We start from the raw sequence: 19,129 nt of genomic DNA, 5'->3' as shown, positions 1-19,129 counted from the left end.
GGGCGCAGGCCGGCCGCCGGGTCAAGTCTGCTCGGGCGGTAACCTCAACGGCATGTGATCGCGGAGGCCGGGCACGGCGGTGCCATGCATACGGAACCTTAAGCGAATCGGCTGCGATGCTGTGACGACAATGGAAGCCCCGGGAGTTGTTCACCGGTTTCCTGCCGGGGCGAGGACGATCGCATGACACAGCAGGCACTGGCGGAGAGGCCAGGTTTCGGCGCCCCCGAAAGCTTCGAGATCGTGGCGCAGTCGGCGCCCGAGATCCTGGCCCATGTCGAGACCGTGGTCTGCGTCCCGACCTTCCGGCGGCCCGACATGCTGGAGCGCACCTTGCGCTCGCTGGCGGCGCAGCGCGGCGCCGGGCCGTTCGCGGTGATCGTCGTCGAGAATGAGGGCAAGGAGCGCGCCGGGGCCGAGCGGGCCTGCGCATTGTTCGCCGAGGGGCTGTTCGAGGGGCTGGTCATCGTCGAGCCGCGCCAGGGCAACTGCAAGGCCTACAATGCCGCCTGGCGCTGCGCTTTGACGCGCCTGCCGGCGCTGCGCCAGATCGCCGGCATCGACGATGACGAGGAGGCCGAGCCCGGCTGGCTCGCCGCCTTCCTGCAGGCCGCGGCGAGCGCGCCGGCCGAGCTGTTCGGAGGTTCGGTGACGCCGCGCTTCGAGGATCCGACCCGCGCCTGGCTCGGCGCGCATCCGATCTTTCGCTCGCATTACAGCGCCTCAGGGCCGATTCCGATGCTCTATTCCAGCGCCAACTACCTGATCCGGCGCGAGGTGCTGGAGACGCTGGGCTTCCCCTATCTCGACGAGAGCTTCGACTTCACCGGCGGCGGCGACAGCGATTTCTTCAGGCGGGCGATGGCCGCCGGCTTCCGCTTCTGGTGGGTGCAGGAAGCGGTGCAGCGCGAGACCATGCCGGCCAGGCGTACCGAAGCCGACTGGGTCCGGGCGCGCGGCTACCGCAATGGCGCGATCTCGGCACGGATCGAGCGGCGCAGCCGGCCCGGTACGGCCGGGCGGCTGCGCGTCCTCGCCAAGAGCCTGGCATTGCTCGCCGCCTCGCCCCTGCGCGGGCTGATGCTCGGCCTCGACACCCGCTCGCTGACCATCGGCCTCTACCATGCCCAGGTCGCGCTCGGCCGCCTCGGCACCGAATTCGGCGTCGCCGACGAGCAGTATCGCGTCCCCGAGAAGAACTGAGCCGCTTCGGGCGCCGCCGCCTCAGGCCTCGTTGACGACGAAGCCGCGGATCTTGCCGGCCTGGGCGCCGAGCGTCGCGGCGGCGCGCTCCATATCCTCGCGGCCGACCGCGCCCTCGCGCAGCACCAGCACGATATCGTCGACCGCTTCGGCGAAGTGCAGGGTGAGCTCGTCGCTGCCGATCGCTGCGCCATCGACGATGATCGGCCCGAAGCGCCGGGCGGCGCCGAAGAAGTCCCCTCTGATCTTCGCTCCGGTAATTGCGCTGGTCGGGCCCCGGCGCGGCAGGAAGAACAGCCCGGTCCCCTCGTCCTGCAGGGCGGCCCGCACCACGCCGGCGGCGCCTGAGACGATGTCGGCGAGACCGAGCTGCGCCTCCTCGGCGAAGCTCTTGGTCAGGCTGGCCGTGCCGAGCCCGGAATCGACCAGGATCGCCGCCTTGCCGGCGAGAGCCGCGTCGAGCGCCAGGTTCAGGGCCAGCGTCGAGGCGCCGGCCCCGGGACGCAGGCCGACGATCAGGATGCGGCGGCCGCCATCGCCATCGGCGGCGGCTTCGAGCGCCTGCCGCAGCTCGCCGATGCTGCGGGCAAAGCGCGCCTGCGGCTTGTCGAGCGTGTCGACGAGCGGCCCCTTGCCCTGGAAGACCGAGCGGGTTTCCTCCAGCTCGCGGCGCCAGCGCCGGTGGCGCACGGCCGGGAGCGTCGCGAGCAGGGGGGCCGCCGAGGTCGCCAGGATCTCTGGCAGGCGCTTGGCTTCGGGCTTCCCCGCCAGGCGCCGCCAGCCGGCCTTGGCGGGCTTCGCCGCTGCCGCCGGCGGCGGAGCGGGCGGCTCCGCTTCGATGGGACGGATGGCGGGCAGCGCCGCAGCGGGTGCCGCTGCCTTCGGCCCGTTGTGGCGCGGCGTCGCGGCGCTGCGCGCGCTGCCGGTGGGCTGGGCGGGCCGTGTCGGCGTCGCTCCTCCGAGGAAGGCGAGCCCGACTGCCAATGCGGCGCCGAGCCCCGCACCGCCGATGCCGCCGAGCAGGGCGATCGTCCGCCGCGACATCCCGGATTTCTGCAAGGGCGGCATCGCCTGCGAGATGATGCGGGCATTGGTGGTGTCGATGCCGGAAAGCTCGCTGGTCTCGCGGGCGCGCTTCAGGAACCCCTCATAGATGACGCGCGAGGATTCGACCTCGCGTTCGAGCTCGCGCAGCTCGACCCCGGCCCGCCCGGCGGCGAACTGGCCGGATTTCAGCGCGTCGACGCCGCTTGCGGTCTGCTGCTCTGCGGCGAGTGCGCGGTCATATTCGCTTCTGGCGGCGCGTGCGATCCGGCCGAGTTCCTCGGCGATCTGGCGGCGGGCGTCCCGCACCTGGGCCTGTGCCGCAAAGAGCGCGGGATGCCGGGCTCCGAGCGAGGCGGTCAGATCGGCCTCCCGGCTCAGCGCCGCGCCGAGCTGGGCCCGCAGCGCGGTCATCGTGTTGGAGGCGAGGGCCTCTGGAATGGCACCGGCCTCGAGTGAGGCGGCACGGGTGCGGGCGATCTGCTCGTATTTCGCCCTGGCCTCGGTGACCCGGGTCCGTGCCGCGACGAGCTGGGCGCTGCTGAGCGCGAGCTGCTCTTCGCCGATCGACTTGCCGCCGGCGGCGGCGAGATTGTTGGCTTCCTTGAAGCGCTCGGCCTTGTTCTCGGCATCGCGCAGGCGCGAGCGCAACTCCTCGAGCCGGCTGGTCAGCGATTCCGTGGCGCGTCTGGCGGCGGCGTCGCGCACCGCCGCCTGATCCTCGAGATAGGCGTTGGCGAGGGCGTTGGCGAGGCGCGCGGCTTTTTCAGGATCACGCGAGGTCACCGAGATGTCGATCACGAAGGTGCGCTCGCCGCGCCGTACCGAGACGCGGCGGTCGAGTTCGGCGAGGGCGTAGAGCATCCCGTCGCGCTTGCTCGTCGTCCCGCCGAACAGCCGCGACAGCAGGCCGGGGCTGGCTTCGCCGCCGAATTCCGGGTCCTTGTCGAGATGCTCGCTCTCGACGACGCGCGCCTTGATGCTGTCCGAGGCGATGATCCGCGCCTGGCTTTCGAGATAGGCGGTGATCGAGGTCGGGTCGCTGCCGACCGTGGTCGGCGAGACCTCGTTCTGGAGCACGCGAAGATCGCGCGGATCGATGAAGAGCTGGGCGGTCGAGACATATTTCGGCGTGACCAGCAGGCTCGCCAATGCCGCCAGCATCATGCCGGCCAGGGCGCAGAGCAGGATCAGGCCCTTGCGCCGCCAGAGCGTGCCGATCAGCCAGAGCGGATTGGCCAGCACCGAGAGCGACGGCCGGCCGGCAGCGTCCGGTGCCGCGACGGCCGCCTGCTGCGGCGGCGTCGCGGCCCGGTCGATCTCGCCGGGTGCGGTCTCGGTGGTGAACATCAGGCTACGCTTCACTCGTTTCGTTCTGGTTGGCGTCCGGCTTGCTCGGGACGGGGTACCGGGTCATTCACTCAGGCCCGGCCGCTGCGATAGCGTTCGAGCACCTGCATCATCGGTTTGGGGCGGTAGTCCTCGTCGAGCGGCAAGGGCCGTGCCCTGGCCGGGTCCTTGCGCGGAAAGGTCTCGTGGACCCAGCTGTAGCGATCGCTCAGCCCCCAGGTGACGATCGCCTTCGGCCTGCCGCCTGCGACCACGGCCTCGAGATAGGTCGCGACCAGCTTGGCGGCAGCCCGGTCGCGCATTCCGGTATCGGGCGGCAGCTTCCAGTCGATCACGTCGAGCTCGGTGACCTCGACCCCGACGCCGAGCTTGCCGAGGGCGGCGACGAAGCCCTGCACGCCTTCGCTGTCGATCGCGTTCTCGGCATAGAGATGGGCCTGCATGCCGACGCCGTGGATCGGGATGCCCTTGTCCTGCAGGCGGCGCACGATATCGATCGCGATCCTGCGGCGCGCGACGATGCCCGGCCCGGCCTCCTCGAAATTGAAGTCGTTGAGCACAAGGCGCGCCTTGGGGTCGACCCGCGCCGCGGTGCGGAAGGCGATCTCGATGTGATCGGGTCCGAGCAGGCGCTGCCAGATCGTGTCGCGATAAGGCTCGCCGGGTTTGGGCTCGAAGGCGATGACCTCGTTGACCACGTCCCAGGTCGCGATCTTGCCCTTGTAGCGGTCGACCACGACCTCGATATGGTGGGTCAGCTCGCGCTCGGCCTCGGCTCGGCTCGCCATCTGCCTGGCCCAGGGCGGCAAGGCCATGCCCCAGAGCAGCGCATGGCCGCGCAGCGCCTTGCCGTGTTTCAGCGCGAAGCCGACCAGTTCGTCCGCCCCGGAAAAATCGAAGCGGGCGCGGTCATGGCGCAGTGCCTCCCATTTCAGGTCGTTCATCGGCACGATGACGTCGCAGAGCCGGACCAGCGCGTCGCGATAGCGCGCATCGGCGCGGAAGGTCTCGATCTGAGCCGCCGAGCCATAGGGGATCGGCGCCCGGCCCGGTGCCGCGGCGGCGCCGTCGTCGGCGAGAGCGGCCGCGGCGATGCCGGCAGCCCCGCCCAGTACATCCCTGCGCGAAATGGCTGTCATGTCGTGGCCGGGCATAGCCTCGTTTCGTTTAGGGTCGCTCAACGCGTCTGCGCTAGACACGGGGCGATCTCCGCCCTGCCAGAGGCACGGAACGGGCCAGCCGATCTGTCGAAACGGACTTCATGTCGCCCGACCGCGCCTCCATCGCCGCCTACCTCACCATCCTGAGCGGCTCCGCCGGCCGGCTCGTCATCTCCCTTGTCTACTTCCTCATCGTTGCGAATACGTTGACCCTGGGCGAGTTCGGCATTTTCGCCACCGCCTCGGCGACGGGCGTCATCCTTTCGCGTCTGCTCGCCTTCGGCTTCGTCTCGCCGGTCTACCGGGTCGCCACCGTCAAGCCGCGTCTGCTCGGCACCTATCTCGCCGGCTTCGCGGCGCTCGGGCTGCTGTCGCTGCCGCTGATCGCGCTGGCGAGCTGGGGCACCTATGCGCTGCTGTTCGCCGGCAAGGTCGCGCTTCTGCCCTTCGCGACGATCATCCTCGCCGAGGTGCTGGGCTGGCGGCTGGTCGAGCTCGTCGCCATCGTCAACAACGGCATGCGCCGCTTCCGCGAGGCGGCGCTTCTGGTGGTCATCGGCTCGGGCCTGCGCACGCTGGCCGCGATCGGCTTCTATCTCCAGGCGCGGCCGACGCTGGAGGGCTGGGCCTTCGCCTATCTCGGGGCGACGGCGCTGAGTGCCCTGATCGGCTTCCTCGTCTTCCTGCCCAGAATGCGCCTGGCCTTCGTCCCGGCGCTCTATCCGCGGCGAATGGCCGATGCGCTCTCGGCCGGCGCTGCCGACATCCTGTTCTACCTGCAGGCCGAGCTCGACAAGCTCCTGATGCTGGCCTTCGCCGGCGACCGCGTCGCCGGGCTCTACGCCATCGCCATGCGCGTCATCGACCTCACCGCCATGCCGGTGCGCAGCTTCAACCAGATGCTGGTGCAGAAGATCATGCAGGAGCGCGGCCTGCGCGGCGGCGCCCGGCATCAGGTCCTGGTCGAGCTCGCCATCGCTGTCGTCTCGATCGGCGGGCTGATCGCGATCATCCTGCTGCTGGCGCTGTTCCCGCGCGCGCTCGGCGGCAATGTCGCGCTCGCCTCCTATCTCTTCCTGCCGATGCTGCTGGTGCCGGCCTTCCGCAATCTCGTCGAGTACCAGGCCGAATTGCTCTACGCCCGCGAGCGCACCGGCTCGCGCGTGCTGCTGCTCTGCGCCGTTGCGGCGCTCAAGGCGGTGCTGATCGCCTGGGTGATGACGCGTCACGGCGCCGATGGCAGCTGGGCGCTCTGGCTCAACGGCGTCTTCGGCGCGCTCTACCTGCTCTCGACGGTCTTCACCTATCGGCTGCTCGGCAAGGCGGGCTGATCGGCTTCTCGCCTCACCGCCCTGGCTCGGCTTCGGCCAGGGCCCGAAGCCGAGCCAGCGGCACACCGGTGAAGGATTGCACGCCGACGGCGACCTGGCCGGGCCCGAGCACCTCCTCGAAGGAACGCAGCCCTTCGAGATCGGCGACATCCTCGTCGAACCAGAAGACCTTGCAGGGCTCGTGGGCATCGGGCCAGTGGCCGGCCTCGGCGAGGCCGCGCACGCCTTCGACGAAGTAGCCGTAGATCATGTACTCGGAAAACTGCCGGTTGGCGGCGATGGCCGAGACCCAGTCGCGGCCGGTCTCCTGCTCGATGCGCGCCATCATCGCGACGATGTTGTCGCGCCGCCAGCTCACCAGATTGTTGATGTAGTCGGCGCTCGGGAAGGCCGGTTGCGGCAGGCCGAGCAGCCGGCTCGCAACCTCGCACCAGCCGCGATGGCGCTCCATCTCCCGGGTGATGCCGCCTGGCTTGCGATAGAGCCGAACGCCATCCGCCGTGCTTAGGCTGGTGACGTCGAAGGGTCGCAGGAAGATCATGTCGGAATCGGCGAAGAGCACGATGTCCTCGTGGCTCTTCAGCGGCAAGGCGAGCTTGCGCAGTTGCTGGGCGTGCCAGCCGCGCAGCGGCGGGATGCCGCGTATGAGCGCGCCCGGTCCGGTCCAGACCCGCCGGCGCCCGAGGCTGAGCGGATCGGGCCAGGAGGAGAGCCAGTGCGGCAGCAGTGCCGATTCCGGAAGGACCTGCCGCCGCGGCCCGGCAAGCGATGCGAACAGGGGAAGGTCGCGGTCCTCGACCAGCAGATAATGCATGGTGTGGCCACTGACGAAACGGTCGATGCTGGCGCAGAGCAGCCGGCAACGCTCGAGATCGCCGGCATAGCTCGGGGTCGCGATCGCGATACTGGGATTCGTCACGCGACCTTGCGTCCCGTGAGCCTCTGCCGCAGCACGCGCAGCAGGAAGATCGGATTGCCCACGACATAGCGCCGCCAGAGCCGGCCGGGCTCGAGCCAGAGCCGGTAAAGCCATTCCATTCGCAGCCGCCGGATCCAGAGCGGCGCCCGTGTCACCTCGCCGGCCAGGAAATCGAAGAAGGCGCCGATTCCGGCGGCGACGCTGCAATGGCGCGGCCCGAGCTTCTCGGCGATCCATTTTTCCTGGCGCGGATTGCCGAAGGCGACGAGCAGGAGATCGGGCCGCTCATACTCCAGCCTTGCCAGCAGGGCCGCCTCATCTTCCGCCGAGAAATAGCCATGGCTGAGAACGGCGAAGTCATGTTGGGGATGCTCGTTCTGCAGCCGTGCCGCAGCGCGCTCGGCGATGCCCGGCTTGCCGCCGAGCAGCATCACGCGCAGCGGCTCGCGCTGCGCCGCCAGCAGGGCCGGCGTGAAATCGGTGCCGTTGAGATTCGCCGGGAAATGGGCCCCGTGCAGAAGCTGCGAGGCGACATCGACACCGATTCCGTCGGGCAGAATGAGGAAGCTGGAGAGAGCGGCCCGCAGGGCCGCATCGTTCGCAGCGAAATTGGCGAGATGGGCATTGCAATAGGCCAGCCGCAAATGACGCTTCCGGTCGAAGGCGCGTGCGATCAGAGCCAGCGCCTGATCGCGCGTCAGGGCCGCGACTTGCACCCCGACGATGTCCCGCCGCGGCGCCTCGATCGCGGGCATGCGCCCGACCAGGGGCTGTGCGTAGGGAGCGGAGAAGGCGTTCATCGCGGATTCGGCCCAGGCAAGCATGCGTCGCCATGGTGACGCCAGCGGCGCATGTCTTGGGGGATTTGCAAGGTCGGTCAAGGCGAACCCGTTCCCAAAGTAAATCGAATCTTCAGCCGGCCCGGGGCCGGCCCCGTTCCGGTTCGGGTCTGGCGTGTTCCGAAATGACACGCCAGTTCCCGACTTCCAGGCTCACTATGCCGGAAACGTGCCGTAACGGCAGGTTTTGAGGCCTTCTTGCGCGCCGGCAGGTCGGCATCGCGCTTGCCACCCAGCCCCTGCGAGTGGCGTCGGTCGGGACAATTGTTCCGATCCGGGCCGCTCGGGAGCGAGGCGCTGGATGATGACCGTCAACGAACTGAACTATGCCGCTGCCTCTGCCGCCGATGAACGCGCCAACTCGCTGCGCCACTGGATCGGCATGATCACGGCGCTCGTCGACGTGGTCATGGTGCTGGCGATCGTGATCGGCACCTCCTTCGCCTATCACCTCTATGCCTACGCTGATTTCGGCAACGGCAAGATCACGCTCGAGCTCGCCTCGATGATCGCGGCGATCTTCGTCTTCATCAACGCGCTGCGCGGGCGCTACCAGCTCGCCAACTACCTCTCGACCAAGGGCCAGATCGCCTCGGCCTTCACCGTCTGGAACATGGCGATGGTCGCCTTCATCGCTTTCGTCTTCCTCGCCAAAATCGTCGACCATTATTCGCGCGTGGTGGTGATCGTGACCTATCTCGCCGGCATTCCGCTGGTGGCGCTCGCCCGCTCGGGGATCGTGCGGGCGGTGTCGATGGCGAGCAAGACCGGCCGGATCACCTCGGAAAGGGTTTTCCTGATCGGCCGCGAGAGCGAGGTGATGTCCTTCGTCTCGCGCCATCAGCCCTGGAATATCGGCTTCTCGATCGTCGACGTCGCCTTCCTGCGCAGCAGCGACGCGCGCCGCATCAACGATCCCGCTGCGGCCCTGACGGCCGATCTCGCCGCGGCTTCCGCCCGGGCGCGCGACCTCAAGCCCGATGCGGTCTTCATCGCGCTGCCCTGGTCCGATCAGGAGACGATCGACGCCTGCGTCGACGCCTTCATGAACCTGCCGGTGGCGATCCACATGACGCCCGAGCCGATCATGGACCGTTTCGAGAATCCGCATATCGTGCGCGTCGGCTCGCTCGCCTCGCTGCGCCTGACGCGCCCGGCGCTGTCCTTCACCCAGGTCACGTTCAAGCGTGTCTTCGACATCTGCGCGGCGAGCGTGATCCTGGTGGCGAGCCTGCCGCTGCTGCTGCTGATCGCGCTGGCGATCAGGCTCGACTCGAAGGGGCCGGTCCTGTTCCTGCAGCGGCGCTATGGCTTCAACCAGGAGCCGTTCCGGATCTTCAAGTTCCGGACGATGACCACCACCGATGACGGCGCGGTGATCCGCCAGGCGACCCGCGGTGATCCGCGCATCACACGGGTCGGGCGCCATCTGCGGCGCTATAATCTCGACGAGCTGCCGCAGCTCATCAATGTCATCGCCGGGCAGATGTCGCTGGTCGGCCCGCGTCCGCACGCGCTCGCCCATGATCGCGAATACCAGCGCAAGATCGCGCTCTATGCCCGCCGCCACAACGTCAAGCCGGGCATCACCGGCTGGGCCCAGGTCAACGGCCTGCGCGGCGAAACCGATACCGACGAGAAGATGGCGCGCCGTGTGGCGTATGACCATTGGTACATCGACAACTGGTCGTTCTGGCTCGATCTGGCCATCCTGCTGCGCACGCTGTTCAGCCCGCGCGCCTTCCGCAATGCCGGCTGAGCCGTCGGCATCGCGGCACTGCAACCCTCTCCCCTGAAAACAGCCCTTCGCGTCCGCCGGCTTTGCGCTAGATTGCCCCGGCTTCATCAGGGAGGGGCGTTGTTTTCATGAATCAAATCGATTTGAACGGCCGGGTCGCCATCGTCACCGGTGGCGCGCAGGGGATTGGCCGGGCCGTCGCCGAGCGTTTCGCCAAGAGCGGCGCCAAGGTCGCGATCTGGGATCTGGACGGCAAGCTGGCCAAGGAGACAGCGGCTGCGATCGGGGCCGAGGCCAGCGGGCTCGGCATCGACGTCACCGACGCCGCCGCCGTGAACGAGGCCGCCGCCGAACTCGAGAAGCGCCTCGGCAGCGTCGATATCCTGGTCACCAGCGCCGGCATCGCCGGCCCCAACCGCAAGACTTGGGAATACCCGCTCGACGAATGGGCCAAGGTGATGCGGCTCAATGTCGACGGCACGCTGCATTGCTGCCAGGCGGTGGTCCCCGGCATGATCAAGCGCAATTACGGAAGGCTCGTGCTGGTCGCCTCGATCGCCGGCAAGGAAGGCAATCCGACGGCTTCGGCCTATTCGGCCTCGAAGGCGGCGGTGATCGCGCTGACCAAATCGCTCGGCAAGGAGCTGGCGACGCAGGACATCGCGGTCAACTGCATCACCCCCGCCGCGGCCAAGACCCGGATCTTCGACCAGATCACCCAGGAGCATATCGACTACATGCTCTCGAAGATTCCGCGCGGGCGTTTCCTCGAGGTCGACGAGGTCGCCGCCATGGTCGCCTTCCTCGCCTCGGCCGAGAACAGCTTCACCACCGGCGGCGTCTTCGACCTTTCGGGCGGCCGCGCCACCTACTGAGCGGGGCCGCGGCCAGAGGCCTTTCCGCAATGCAAACGGTGCTGGCCATGCGGCCGGCGCCGCTCCTAATATGGTGCCATGACCGCGACCCTTCCTTCCGCCGCTGTGCTCGGCGCCCGCGCCTTCGCGGCGCTCGCCGGCCTCAACCGCTTCACCGACGAGCCGGGCAAGCTGACCCGGCTCTATCTGTCGCCGGCGCATCGCCAGGCGGCGGAATGGACCAAGGGGGCGATGGAGGTCGCGGGCCTCGCCGCCTTCATCGATGGCGCGGGCTCGGTGCAGGGTCGGCGCGAGGGCGCAAGGCCCGGCCTGCCGGCGGTGCTGATCGGTTCGCATATCGACACGGTCAAGGATGGCGGTCGCTTCGACGGCAATCTTGGCGTCGTCGCCGGCATACTGGCGGCGCAGGCCCTGCGCGATGCCGGCATCGTCCTGCCCTTCGCACTCGAGGTCGTCGCGTTCGGCGATGAGGAGACGGTGCGCTTTCCGACCGATCTTTCGACCTCGCACGCCCTGATCGGCGAGTACCGGCAGGACTGGCTCGACGGCACCGATGCCGACGACGTCAAGCTGCGCGATGCCCTCGTGAAGTTCGGGGGCGATCCGGCCGGCATTGCCGGCCTCGCCCGCAAGCCGGGTTCGCTCAAGGCCTATCTCGAGGTCCATATCGAGCAGGGGCCGGTGCTCGAGGCCGCTGGCGAGGCGGTCGGCATCGTCACCGCCATCGCCGCGCAGAAGCGGGCCCGCGTCCGGGTCACCGGCGAGGCCGGCCATGCCGGCACCGTGCCGATGGCGCTGCGCAAGGACGCGCTCGCCGCCGCCGTCGAGATGGCGCTGGCGCTGGAGGAGATCGCCCGCGGCCATGATCAGGCGGTCGGCACGGTTGGCGTCTTCCGGCCGGACCCGGGCGCGACCAATGTCGTGCCGGGCGCCGTCGATTTCACCATCGATTTCCGCGCTCCGGCCAACGAGACCGTGGCGAGCATGGACGCCGCCATTCAGATGCGTTTCGGCGAGATTGCCGCGCGGCGTGGTGTCCGCCTCGAGATCACGCCTTATTCCCAGTCAAAAGCCGTGCCGATGGACGAGGCTCTGCAGGAGGCCTTCGCCACTGGCATCGCCCGTACCGGCACCAATCTGACAGCGCGGCGCCTGCCTTCCGGCGCCGGCCACGACGCGATGGCGATGGCGGCCTTCTGCCCGGCGGCGATGCTGTTCGTGCGCTGCGAGAAGGGCATCAGCCATTCGCCGCTGGAGAACATGACCGAACTCGACGCCGGCATCGCCATCCGCGTCCTGCTCGAGACGCTCCTGGAGCTGGCGCGCCGCGAGGGCTGAAGGGTCAGCCCGGCGCGGCCGTGGAGACCGGCTGCGCGCGGCGACGCTCGCGCCGCGCCGGCCGCTGCGCGGGCTTGCGCCAGAGATGCAGCAGCGCCAGGCAAAGCCCGACCAGCGCCACCCAATGGCCGGGACGCAGCGCCGTCCAGTCCTGGTAGACGATGATGTCGGCATTGGCCTGGAAGATCAGCCAGGCCGAGGCGCCGGTGGCGAAGGCGTACCAGGCGGTTTCGGCCAGTGCCGTGGCGAGGCCGGTCGCGAGCGCGGTCAGGGCGAGCGAAGCAAAGCTCAGCGGAATGCCGAGGCGATTGAGGCCGCGATAGGCCATCAGCAGCGCGAAGAGCCCGGCGAGCAGCACCGGCTGGGTCACGTCGATCTTGGATTGCAGGGCGAAATGGAACAGGCCGAGCATGGCGATCGGGTAGACGAGGCTGTGCAGACGCTGCCAGCGTGCTGAACCGAGCCGGCGGATCATGCCGTCGGTCGAGGTCGCCCCGAGCGCGACGAGGCCGGTCAGCGCGGTGATGCCGACGATAAGGTAGAAGCGCTTGACGATCTCGGAGGCGATCAGCCCCCAGTCGAAGCCGAGATCGATGCAGTAGAGCGCCAGGTGGCCGAGCGCATAGGCGAGCGCCGAGAGGCCGAGCATGCGGCGGATGCCGATCAGCCGGTTCCAGTCGAGGATGCGACGCAGCGGCGTCACCGCGAGGGTGACGACAAGGATGCGCAGGCTCCAGGTGCCGGTATCGTGCACCGCCTGCGTCCATGGTTTCGAGCCGAGCTGATGGGCGAAGGCCTGATAGGCGAGGTAGGCGGCCGGCATCAGCACCAGCGCGAAGCAGCCGGCGCGGAGCGCATCGAAGCGCCCCTTCCTGTCGGTCCACGGCCAGTCGCTCGCCTCGATCAGAGCCATGCTCGCTCCCTTTGCCCTCGGGGTCGCAACCCGGATACGCCAGATTCGCCGCGGGCGTCATGCATCTCTGCGCACAAGCGCGTGAGCGGTCGTGAGCCGGCCCTGCATCGGCGCATGCCGATTGAGCTTCCCATAGATCACGCTTTGCGTTTCGATTCGGGCCGCATGTGCAGCCGCGATTCGCCGGCACCGGAACGGAGAAGCTCGATGTCGCGCAGTCCCAAGGTGGTTTTCGATGTCGGTAACGTCCTGCTGCGCTGGGACCCGTTCCATCTTTACCGGGACGTGATCCCGGACGACGCTAAGCGCGACTGGTTCCTGACGAATGTCTGCACGGCCGCCTGGAACATCGAGCAGGATCGCGGCCGGCCCTGGACGGATGCCGTCGCCCTCCTCGTTGCCGAGCATCCGGAATGGGAGCGTGAGATCCGGGCTTTCGACGAGCGTTGGCACGAAACCGTGCCGGGCGTGATCGAGGACAGCGTCGCGGTGCTGGCCGAGCTCAAGGCCAAAGGCGAGCAGGTCTACGCCATCACCAATTTCTCGCGCGAGAAATGGGCGGAATGCCTGGTCCGCTTCCCCTTTCTGCGCAGCTTCGACGGCACGATCGTTTCCGCCCATGAACGGCTGCTCAAGCCCGACCCCGCCATTTACCATGTGCTGATCGAGCGTTATGGGCTCGATGTCTCCGACTGCATCTTCATCGACGACAGCGAGAAGAATGTCGCGGGCGCGCGTTCGGTCGGCATGCAGGCGGTGCATTTCCGCGAGCCGATCGACCTCAGAGGCGAGTTGCGCGCGCTCGGCGCCGCGCTCTGAGGCAAAGCCCGGCGCCGCGTCTCGCAGCGCCGGGGCATGGCTTCGGACGGGGCGGCTACCAGTAGTAGCGTGGGCCGTAATAGCGGCGATAGGGCCGATAGCCATAGGGTCGGTAATAGGGGTAGGGCCGGTAGTAGCGTGGCCCGTAAAAGCGCGGGCCATAGCCATAATAGGGTCTCCGCCAATAGCGGCGTCGGGGGCCGTAATAATAGTACTGGGCGTAGTCGGCCTCGGTCTTGTCGAGCGCTTCGGCGTCGATCTCGGGTGCGGATTCCGGCCGGCGCGGCGCTGCCGGCGCGGCTTTCTGCGGCTGGGCCGCCAGACCTGCCGATGCGAAGCCCGCTGCCGCCAGGGCGCCTATCAGGCTTCCGAGGAAAGAGCGTCTGTCCACGATGCTGTCCTCCCTTCCAAGGGCGAGAATCAACGTCGAGGAGGGCTTTTGGTTCCAGGCCGCGTGCTTTCGCGCGCGGCCTGCGGTTCTCAGTCGTCCATCTTGAGGGCGGCGATGAAGGCTTCCTGCGGGATCTCGACGCGGCCGAACTGCCGCATCCGCTTCTTGCCTTCCTTCTGCTTGTCGAGGAGCTTGCGTTTGCGCGAGGCGTCGCCGCCATAGCATTTCGCGGTCACGTCCTTGCGCAGCGCCCGGATCGTCTCGCGGGCGATGATCTTGCCGCCGATCGCCGCCTGCACCGGGATCTGGAACATATGCGGCGGGATCAGCTCCTTGAGCTTCTCGCACATGGCGCGGCCGCGGGATTCGGCCCTGGTGCGATGCACCAGCATGGAGAGCGCGTCGACCGGCTCGGCATTGACCAGGATCGACATGCGCACGAGGTCGCCCTCGCGATAATCGGTGATCTGGTAGTCGAAGGAGGCATAGCCCTTCGAGATCGATTTCAGCCGGTCGTAGAAGTCGAACACCACCTCGTTCAGCGGCAGGTCGTAGACCACCTTGGCGCGGCTGCCGACATAGCCGAGATCGATCTGCAGGCCGCGCCGATCCTGGCAGAGCTTCAGAACCGAGCCGAGATATTCGTCGGGGGTGAAGATCGTCGCCCGGATCCAGGGCTCCTCGATCGCCTCGATCTTCATCACATCCGGCATGTCGGCCGGGTTGTGCAGCTCCAGCACCGTGCCGTCGCGCAGCTTGAGATGATAGACGACCGAGGGCGCGGTCGAGATCAGGTCGAGGTTGAACTCGCGCTCGAGCCGCTCCTGGATGATCTCCAGATGCAGGAGCCCGAGGAAGCCGCAGCGGAAGCCGAAGCCGAGCGCCGCCGAGGTCTCCATCTCATAGGAGAAGGAGGCATCGTTCAGGCGCAGCTTCGACATGGCGCCGCGCAGCAATTCGAAATCGGCGGCATCGACCGGAAAGATGCCGCAGAACACCACCGGCTGCACCGGCTTGAAGCCCGGCAGCGGCTCGGCGACCGGCTTGCGGTCATCGGTAATGGTATCGCCGACCGCGGTGTCCGCGACCTCCTTGATCGAGGCGGTGAAGAAGCCGACTTCGCCGGGGCCGAGTTCCTTGACCTCGGTCATCTTCGGCTTGAACACGCCGACGCGGTCGACGCCATAGCTGGCATTGGCCCGCATCATCCGGATCGACATGCCCTTCTTCAGCACGCCGTCGATGATGCGCACCAGGACGACGACGCCGAGATAGGCGTCATACCAGGAATCGACCAGCATCGCCTTGAGCGAGGCGTCCGGGTCGCCCTTCGGCGCCGGCAGCTTCTCGACGATCGCTTCGAGCACGCCCTCGATGTTGAGGCCGGTCTTGGCCGAGATCGGCACGGCGTCCGAGGCGTCGAGGCCGATCACATCCTCGATCTGCTCCTTGATCCGCTCGGGATCGGCGGCCGGCAGGTCGATCTTGTTGAGGACGGTGACGATCTCGTGATTGGCGTCGAGTGCCTGGTAGACGTTCGCCAGCGTCTGCGCCTCGACGCCCTGCGAGGCGTCGACGACCAGCAGCGAGCCCTCGCAGGCGGCCAGCGAGCGCGAGACCTCATAGGCGAAGTCGACGTGCCCGGGCGTGTCCATCAGGTTCAGGATGTAATCCTTGCCGTTCTTGGCCTTGTAATCCAGCCGGACGGTCTGCGCCTTGATGGTGATGCCGCGCTCCTTCTCGATGTCCATCGAGTCGAGGATCTGCTCGCTCATGTCGCGTGCGGCGACCGTGCCGGTCTGCTGGATCAGCCGGTCGGCGAGGGTCGACTTCCCGTGGTCGATATGGGCCACGATCGAGAAGTTGCGGATGTTGTCGAAGCTGCGGGTGCTCATCGGCCGCAGATAGCAGTGCGCGCGGGTTGCGCCAAGGGTTTGCGATGGCTCTGCGCAATGATCCTTGCAAGGGGCAGGGCCGGCGTGGCCGGCGCTATTGTGCCGCCAGCAGGCGTTCCTGCGCCCAGTTCAGCGCCTTGTAGTCGAAGCCCGCCTCCAGCGTCGGCTTCACCACGGCAAAATAGGGCGAAATGTCAAAGTCGCGCGGCATGTAGAGCGAGTGATGCCGGATGTGCAGGATTTCGCGATAGTCCTCCTCGCCCATGGCCTGGGCGTATTCGATCGTCGGCAGAACCGGATAGCGCGCCGCCTCGAAAGCCTGCGCGATCAGCGTCGAGCAGATCGCCCGCGTCGGGTCGCCGGAGCCGAGCGCGATCATCCGCCGGCGCCAGTTGGCCGGCGCCCAGGGTAGCGGGAAGAGCCAGCGCGCGAGATCGAGGATGTTCTTCAGGTCATATTGCATTCCCAGCCGGTCGAGCACGTAGTCGACGGCGATCTGGCGGCCCTCGCGGTCGAGCGCCTGCGGCCGGCAGATCCTTGTGCCGAAAGCACCGTATTTCGCCAGCGGCGAGAGCACGCAGCCGACATCCATCTCGACCTCGGCGAGCTCCAGCGGCTCGCCCTCGGGGCTGAATTTTCCGGTATCGCCGACATAGAGCGCGGCATGCGACCAGGTCGACTGCGTCAGATATTTGATCGCGGCCGAGACCTTCATGCTGCCTTCGACCAGGAGCACGTCGCCGGGCCGCAGTGCCGTCCGCATCCGCGCCAGTGCCTTGGCGTCGACCGGTCCGGCCTGTGGCTTGCCGCGGGTGATGAAGCGCACCAGCGAGCGTCCGAGCAACTCCAGCCCTCTGTTCATCGACGCCTCCCTGCGTCGGCGCCGTCCCCGGCGTCTTCCCCACCAGCAAAGCGGCGCGGCGTGACTTTTCGGTAAGCACCTGACTGGCTTGGCCGCGAGAGAACGGGAATCGCCGAACATCGTAAAGTCCGGGTTGAGACTTGGTCCGCCCCGGCGCGACGAGCAGGCATCTCGCCATGCGCATCCATCATAATGGAATAAATCTTGCTTGATGGACGAAATGCCGATCTTGTAGGAAGGACGGAGGAAAAATGCAGGAAGATGCTGAAATCGCGATCGAGAGGCTGGACGGGGCGGGCGCCGCTGCCGCGGTTCCGGCGCTGACCGAGATATTGCGCGATGCCGTGGCGAACGGCGCCTCGGTCGGCTTCATGGACTTCAACACATCGGCCGATTTCGAGCGCTTCTGGCAGGGCATCGCCGAGCAGGTCGAGACCGGGGCCGTACTGCTGTTCGTCGCGCGCGGCGCCGAGGGCATCGTCGGCACGGCGCAGCTGCATCCGGTCGGCAAGCCGAACCAGCCGCACCGGGCCGAGATCGCCAAGGTTCTGGTGCATTCGGGGGCCCGGCGTCGCGGCATCGGCGAGGCGCTGATGCGGGCGGCCGAGGCACAGGCGCTCGCCATGGGCCGCGATCTGCTGGTGCTCGACACCGACGAGGCCGGCGCGGCGCGGCGTCTCTACAACCGGTTGGGCTGGACGGAAGCCGGCACGATCCCGCGCTATGCGCTGATGCCGGACGGCCGAGACTGCGGCTCGACCTTCTTCTACAAGGCGTTGCCGTCGCCGGCCTGAGGCGGGCGACGGCGGATTGTCACTCGGCCTTGCGGAAATAGGGCTCGACCTCGCCCTTGAGCTTGACCGTCATCGGGTTGCCGTGGCGGTCCTTGGCGTTGCCGGCGGTCAGGCGCACCCAGCCCTCGCTGATGCAGTACTCCTCGACATTGGTCTTCTCGACGCCCTTGAAGCGCACGCCGATGTCACGCGCGAGCAGCTCCTCATTGTAATAGGGGCTGTTCGGGTTCGAGGAGAGCCGGTCGGGCAGGGTGTCGGTCATCGTGTCGGGCCTTCGTCTGGGTCTTTGCGAGATCATCCGGCGCCGATCGGGCGCCTAGTCCCGCCTCCCATACCCTCAGATCGCGCGCTCAACAAATTCGCCCGTGCGGCTCGCTCCGGGGATCGTCATCATGGCCGCAGCAACCAGGCTGGTGCTCGACTCCAGGCGAAAGCAAATCTCGCCGGCGGCGAGCCACCGGCGAGATCGTCACGGCTGAAGCAGTCGCTTCGTCGCTGCGCTGTGAGCTTGGGTGTCAGCGGATCGGCGGGGCGTAGTGCAGACCGCCGTCCTTCCATGATGCGTTGATGCCGCGCTTGATCTTGAGCGGGCTGTCCTTGCCGATGTTCCGCTCGAAGACCTCGGCATAGGAGCCGACCTTCAGGACGATATTGTAGGCCCACTCATTCGGCAGGCCGAGCGCGTCGCCGAGCTTTCCTTCCTTGCCGACCAGCCGGAGGATGTTCGGATTGGCCGTGGTGCTCGCGGTTTCCGCGATATTGGCCGAGGTCAGGCCGAATTCCTCGGCGGCATGCAGGGCATGGGCGGCCCATTTGACGATGTTGTACCATTGGTCGTCGCCCTGCCGGACGGCCAGGCCGAGCGGCTCCTTGGAGAGCGTCTCGTTCAGGATCGTGTGCTTCTCGGGCTCGGTGAGCTTGGTCCGGAACGCATAGAGGACCGAACGGTCGGAGCTGAACGCATCGCAGCGGCCGGCCTGGTAGGCCTGGGCGGCCTCCTCCTGCGAGGAATAGGCGACGATCTCGTTCTTGAGCTTACTGACGCGAAAGAAGTCGGTCAGGTTCAGTTCGGTGGTCGAGCCCTGATTGGTGCAGATCGTCGCGCCATTGAGTTCCTTGGCGCTCTGGACTTCCCCGGAACGCACCATGATGCCCTGGCCGTCATAATAGTTCACGCCTGCGAACAGGATGCCGTTGGTCGCTTCCCGGCCCAGGGTCCAGGTGGTCGTGTTGAACAGCACATCGACTTCGCCGGTCTGAAGCGCCGTGAAACGCGCTGCGGGGCTCAGCGGGATGATCGAGATCTTGTCGGGGTCACCGAAGATCGCCGAGGCGATGGCCCGGCAGAAATCGATGTCGAGGCCGACATATTTGCCGCTCTTGTCGGGGATGGCGAAGCCGGGCGTGCCGACCGACGAGCTGCATTTGAGCGTGCCGCGCTTGGTCACATTCTCGAGGGTGCTGGCGTTCGCGGCACCGGACATCGTCGCCACAAGAATTGCTGCGGCCGTAATAGCTCTCATCGTTCGATCCTCCGATTGTCGTTGCTTGTTTTTCTATGGGGTCATCTGCGCAAAGCGTGGCGCTACCACCCGCGCGCTGCCGCGCCGGCGCCTCCGGCGAGGCGGCAGCGTGCGGCATCGGCGGACGGCTGGTGG

At 67.6% G+C, this 19,129-nt stretch carries 17 protein-coding genes; 7 read left to right on the top strand and 10 right to left on the bottom strand.

The annotated features are described in order from the left end of the window. Positions 1-183 precede the first annotated feature (183 nt). Positions 184-1,203: a glycosyltransferase family 2 protein gene (locus ACWGRX_RS10165; protein ID WP_452117452.1), complete on the top strand. Its 1,020-nt coding sequence runs from the start codon at positions 184-186 to the stop codon at positions 1,201-1,203. Positions 1,204-1,224: 21 nt separating this feature from the next. Here the strand turns inward: ACWGRX_RS10165 and ACWGRX_RS10160 are convergent, their stop codons facing one another. Together ACWGRX_RS10160 and ACWGRX_RS10155 are read right to left on the bottom strand one after the other, a co-directional pair. Beyond that, positions 1,225-3,612: an exopolysaccharide transport family protein gene (locus tag ACWGRX_RS10160; protein WP_452117451.1), complete on the bottom strand. Its 2,388-nt coding sequence runs from the start codon at positions 3,610-3,612 to the stop codon at positions 1,225-1,227. A gap of 56 nt (positions 3,613-3,668) precedes the next feature. Next, positions 3,669-4,736, bottom strand: a complete 1,068-nt coding sequence (locus tag ACWGRX_RS10155) for an endo-1,4-beta-xylanase (RefSeq protein WP_452117450.1) — start codon at positions 4,734-4,736, stop codon at positions 3,669-3,671. A 122-nt stretch (positions 4,737-4,858) separates the two neighbouring features. On the opposite strand from ACWGRX_RS10155, the gene ACWGRX_RS10150 reads away from it, so the two are divergent. Continuing rightward, the gene (locus tag ACWGRX_RS10150; protein ID WP_452117449.1) at positions 4,859-6,088 is read left to right on the top strand and encodes a lipopolysaccharide biosynthesis protein; all 1,230 of its coding nucleotides are present in this window, start codon (positions 4,859-4,861) and stop codon (positions 6,086-6,088) included. 13 nt (positions 6,089-6,101) lie between these two features. Here the strand turns inward: ACWGRX_RS10150 and ACWGRX_RS10145 are convergent, their stop codons facing one another. Then, positions 6,102-7,007, bottom strand: a complete 906-nt coding sequence (locus ACWGRX_RS10145) for a DUF6492 family protein (protein WP_452117448.1) — start codon at positions 7,005-7,007, stop codon at positions 6,102-6,104. Beyond that, complete coding sequence (locus ACWGRX_RS10140) at positions 7,004-7,807, bottom strand: WecB/TagA/CpsF family glycosyltransferase (RefSeq protein WP_452117447.1); 804 nt, start codon at positions 7,805-7,807, stop codon at positions 7,004-7,006. Before ACWGRX_RS10140 ends, ACWGRX_RS10145 begins: the two co-directional genes overlap by 4 nt. 343 nt (positions 7,808-8,150) lie before the next feature. On the opposite strand from ACWGRX_RS10140, the gene ACWGRX_RS10135 reads away from it, so the two are divergent. The 3 genes from ACWGRX_RS10135 (at position 8,151) to ACWGRX_RS10125 (ending at position 11,797) form a co-directional block, all read left to right on the top strand. Beyond that, complete coding sequence (locus ACWGRX_RS10135) at positions 8,151-9,605, top strand: undecaprenyl-phosphate glucose phosphotransferase (protein WP_452117446.1); 1,455 nt, start codon at positions 8,151-8,153, stop codon at positions 9,603-9,605. A 107-nt stretch (positions 9,606-9,712) separates the two neighbouring features. Next, a complete protein-coding gene (locus ACWGRX_RS10130) occupies positions 9,713-10,459 on the top strand; it encodes an SDR family NAD(P)-dependent oxidoreductase (protein WP_452117445.1) in 747 nt (248 codons plus the stop codon). 78 nt (positions 10,460-10,537) lie between these two features. Continuing rightward, a complete protein-coding gene (locus tag ACWGRX_RS10125; RefSeq protein WP_452117444.1) occupies positions 10,538-11,797 on the top strand; it encodes an allantoate amidohydrolase in 1,260 nt (419 codons plus the stop codon). Between the two features lie 4 nt (positions 11,798-11,801). Here the strand turns inward: ACWGRX_RS10125 and ACWGRX_RS10120 are convergent, their stop codons facing one another. After that, positions 11,802-12,710 carry a protein-methionine-sulfoxide reductase heme-binding subunit MsrQ gene (locus ACWGRX_RS10120; protein WP_452117443.1) on the bottom strand — a complete coding sequence of 303 codons (909 nt, stop codon included), beginning with the start codon at positions 12,708-12,710 and terminating at the stop codon, positions 11,802-11,804. Positions 12,711-12,917: 207 nt separating this feature from the next. Between ACWGRX_RS10120 and ACWGRX_RS10115 the strand changes: the two genes are divergently transcribed. After that, positions 12,918-13,529: an HAD family hydrolase gene (locus tag ACWGRX_RS10115; RefSeq protein ID WP_452117442.1), complete on the top strand. Its 612-nt coding sequence runs from the start codon at positions 12,918-12,920 to the stop codon at positions 13,527-13,529. Between the two features lie 55 nt (positions 13,530-13,584). Here ACWGRX_RS10115 and ACWGRX_RS10110 read toward each other — a convergent pair whose 3' ends face one another. The 3 genes from ACWGRX_RS10110 to ACWGRX_RS10100 form a co-directional block, all read right to left on the bottom strand. Further along, complete coding sequence (locus ACWGRX_RS10110; protein ID WP_452117441.1) at positions 13,585-13,920, bottom strand: hypothetical protein; 336 nt, start codon at positions 13,918-13,920, stop codon at positions 13,585-13,587. 89 nt (positions 13,921-14,009) lie between these two features. Further along, positions 14,010-15,815 (bottom strand): translation elongation factor 4, encoded by a 1,806-nt coding sequence (lepA, locus tag ACWGRX_RS10105; protein ID WP_291635806.1) that lies wholly within the window; start codon positions 15,813-15,815, stop codon positions 14,010-14,012. 94 nt (positions 15,816-15,909) lie between these two features. Next, entirely contained in the window at positions 15,910-16,677 is a 768-nt protein-coding gene (locus tag ACWGRX_RS10100) for a YiiX/YebB-like N1pC/P60 family cysteine hydrolase (protein ID WP_452117440.1), read from the bottom strand. Positions 16,678-16,928: 251 nt separating this feature from the next. Between ACWGRX_RS10100 and ACWGRX_RS10095 the strand changes: the two genes are divergently transcribed. After that, positions 16,929-17,471, top strand: coding sequence for a GNAT family N-acetyltransferase (locus tag ACWGRX_RS10095; RefSeq protein ID WP_452117439.1), 543 nt, complete (start codon positions 16,929-16,931; stop codon positions 17,469-17,471). A gap of 19 nt (positions 17,472-17,490) precedes the next feature. Here the strand turns inward: ACWGRX_RS10095 and ACWGRX_RS10090 are convergent, their stop codons facing one another. Both ACWGRX_RS10090 and ACWGRX_RS10085 read right to left on the bottom strand, forming a co-directional pair. Further along, on the bottom strand, positions 17,491-17,733 hold the full coding sequence (locus ACWGRX_RS10090; RefSeq protein WP_291635799.1) for a DUF3297 family protein: 243 nt from the start codon (positions 17,731-17,733) through the stop codon (positions 17,491-17,493). A 253-nt stretch (positions 17,734-17,986) separates the two neighbouring features. Next, a complete protein-coding gene (locus tag ACWGRX_RS10085; protein ID WP_452117438.1) occupies positions 17,987-18,994 on the bottom strand; it encodes an amino acid ABC transporter substrate-binding protein in 1,008 nt (335 codons plus the stop codon). Between the last annotated feature and the right edge of the window lie 135 nt (positions 18,995-19,129).

Source organism: Allobosea sp. NPDC055594, from assembly GCF_053618995.1.
Note: the sequence above shows the minus strand (reverse complement) of the source record. Positions and strands in the feature narration are given on the sequence as shown.

What these genes read in the sequence shown, in the direction of transcription:
- lepA (WP_291635806.1), bottom strand. Translation starts at nt 15,815, where the DNA reads ATGAGCACCCGCAGCTTCGACAACATCCGCAACTTCTCGATCGTGGCC.
- ACWGRX_RS10140 (WP_452117447.1), bottom strand. Translation starts at nt 7,807, where the DNA reads ATGAACGCCTTCTCCGCTCCCTACGCACAGCCCCTGGTCGGGCGCATG.
- ACWGRX_RS10090 (WP_291635799.1), bottom strand. Translation starts at nt 17,733, where the DNA reads ATGACCGACACCCTGCCCGACCGGCTCTCCTCGAACCCGAACAGCCCC.
- ACWGRX_RS10130 (WP_452117445.1), top strand. Translation starts at nt 9,713, where the DNA reads ATGAATCAAATCGATTTGAACGGCCGGGTCGCCATCGTCACCGGTGGC.
- ACWGRX_RS10115 (WP_452117442.1), top strand. Translation starts at nt 12,918, where the DNA reads ATGTCGCGCAGTCCCAAGGTGGTTTTCGATGTCGGTAACGTCCTGCTG.
- ACWGRX_RS10135 (WP_452117446.1), top strand. Translation starts at nt 8,151, where the DNA reads ATGACCGTCAACGAACTGAACTATGCCGCTGCCTCTGCCGCCGATGAA.
- ACWGRX_RS10085 (WP_452117438.1), bottom strand. Translation starts at nt 18,994, where the DNA reads ATGAGAGCTATTACGGCCGCAGCAATTCTTGTGGCGACGATGTCCGGT.
- ACWGRX_RS10150 (WP_452117449.1), top strand. Translation starts at nt 4,859, where the DNA reads ATGTCGCCCGACCGCGCCTCCATCGCCGCCTACCTCACCATCCTGAGC.
- ACWGRX_RS10165 (WP_452117452.1), top strand. Translation starts at nt 184, where the DNA reads ATGACACAGCAGGCACTGGCGGAGAGGCCAGGTTTCGGCGCCCCCGAA.
- ACWGRX_RS10125 (WP_452117444.1), top strand. Translation starts at nt 10,538, where the DNA reads ATGACCGCGACCCTTCCTTCCGCCGCTGTGCTCGGCGCCCGCGCCTTC.
- ACWGRX_RS10120 (WP_452117443.1), bottom strand. Translation starts at nt 12,710, where the DNA reads ATGGCTCTGATCGAGGCGAGCGACTGGCCGTGGACCGACAGGAAGGGG.
- ACWGRX_RS10100 (WP_452117440.1), bottom strand. Translation starts at nt 16,677, where the DNA reads ATGAACAGAGGGCTGGAGTTGCTCGGACGCTCGCTGGTGCGCTTCATC.
- ACWGRX_RS10095 (WP_452117439.1), top strand. Translation starts at nt 16,929, where the DNA reads ATGCAGGAAGATGCTGAAATCGCGATCGAGAGGCTGGACGGGGCGGGC.
- ACWGRX_RS10155 (WP_452117450.1), bottom strand. Translation starts at nt 4,736, where the DNA reads ATGACAGCCATTTCGCGCAGGGATGTACTGGGCGGGGCTGCCGGCATC.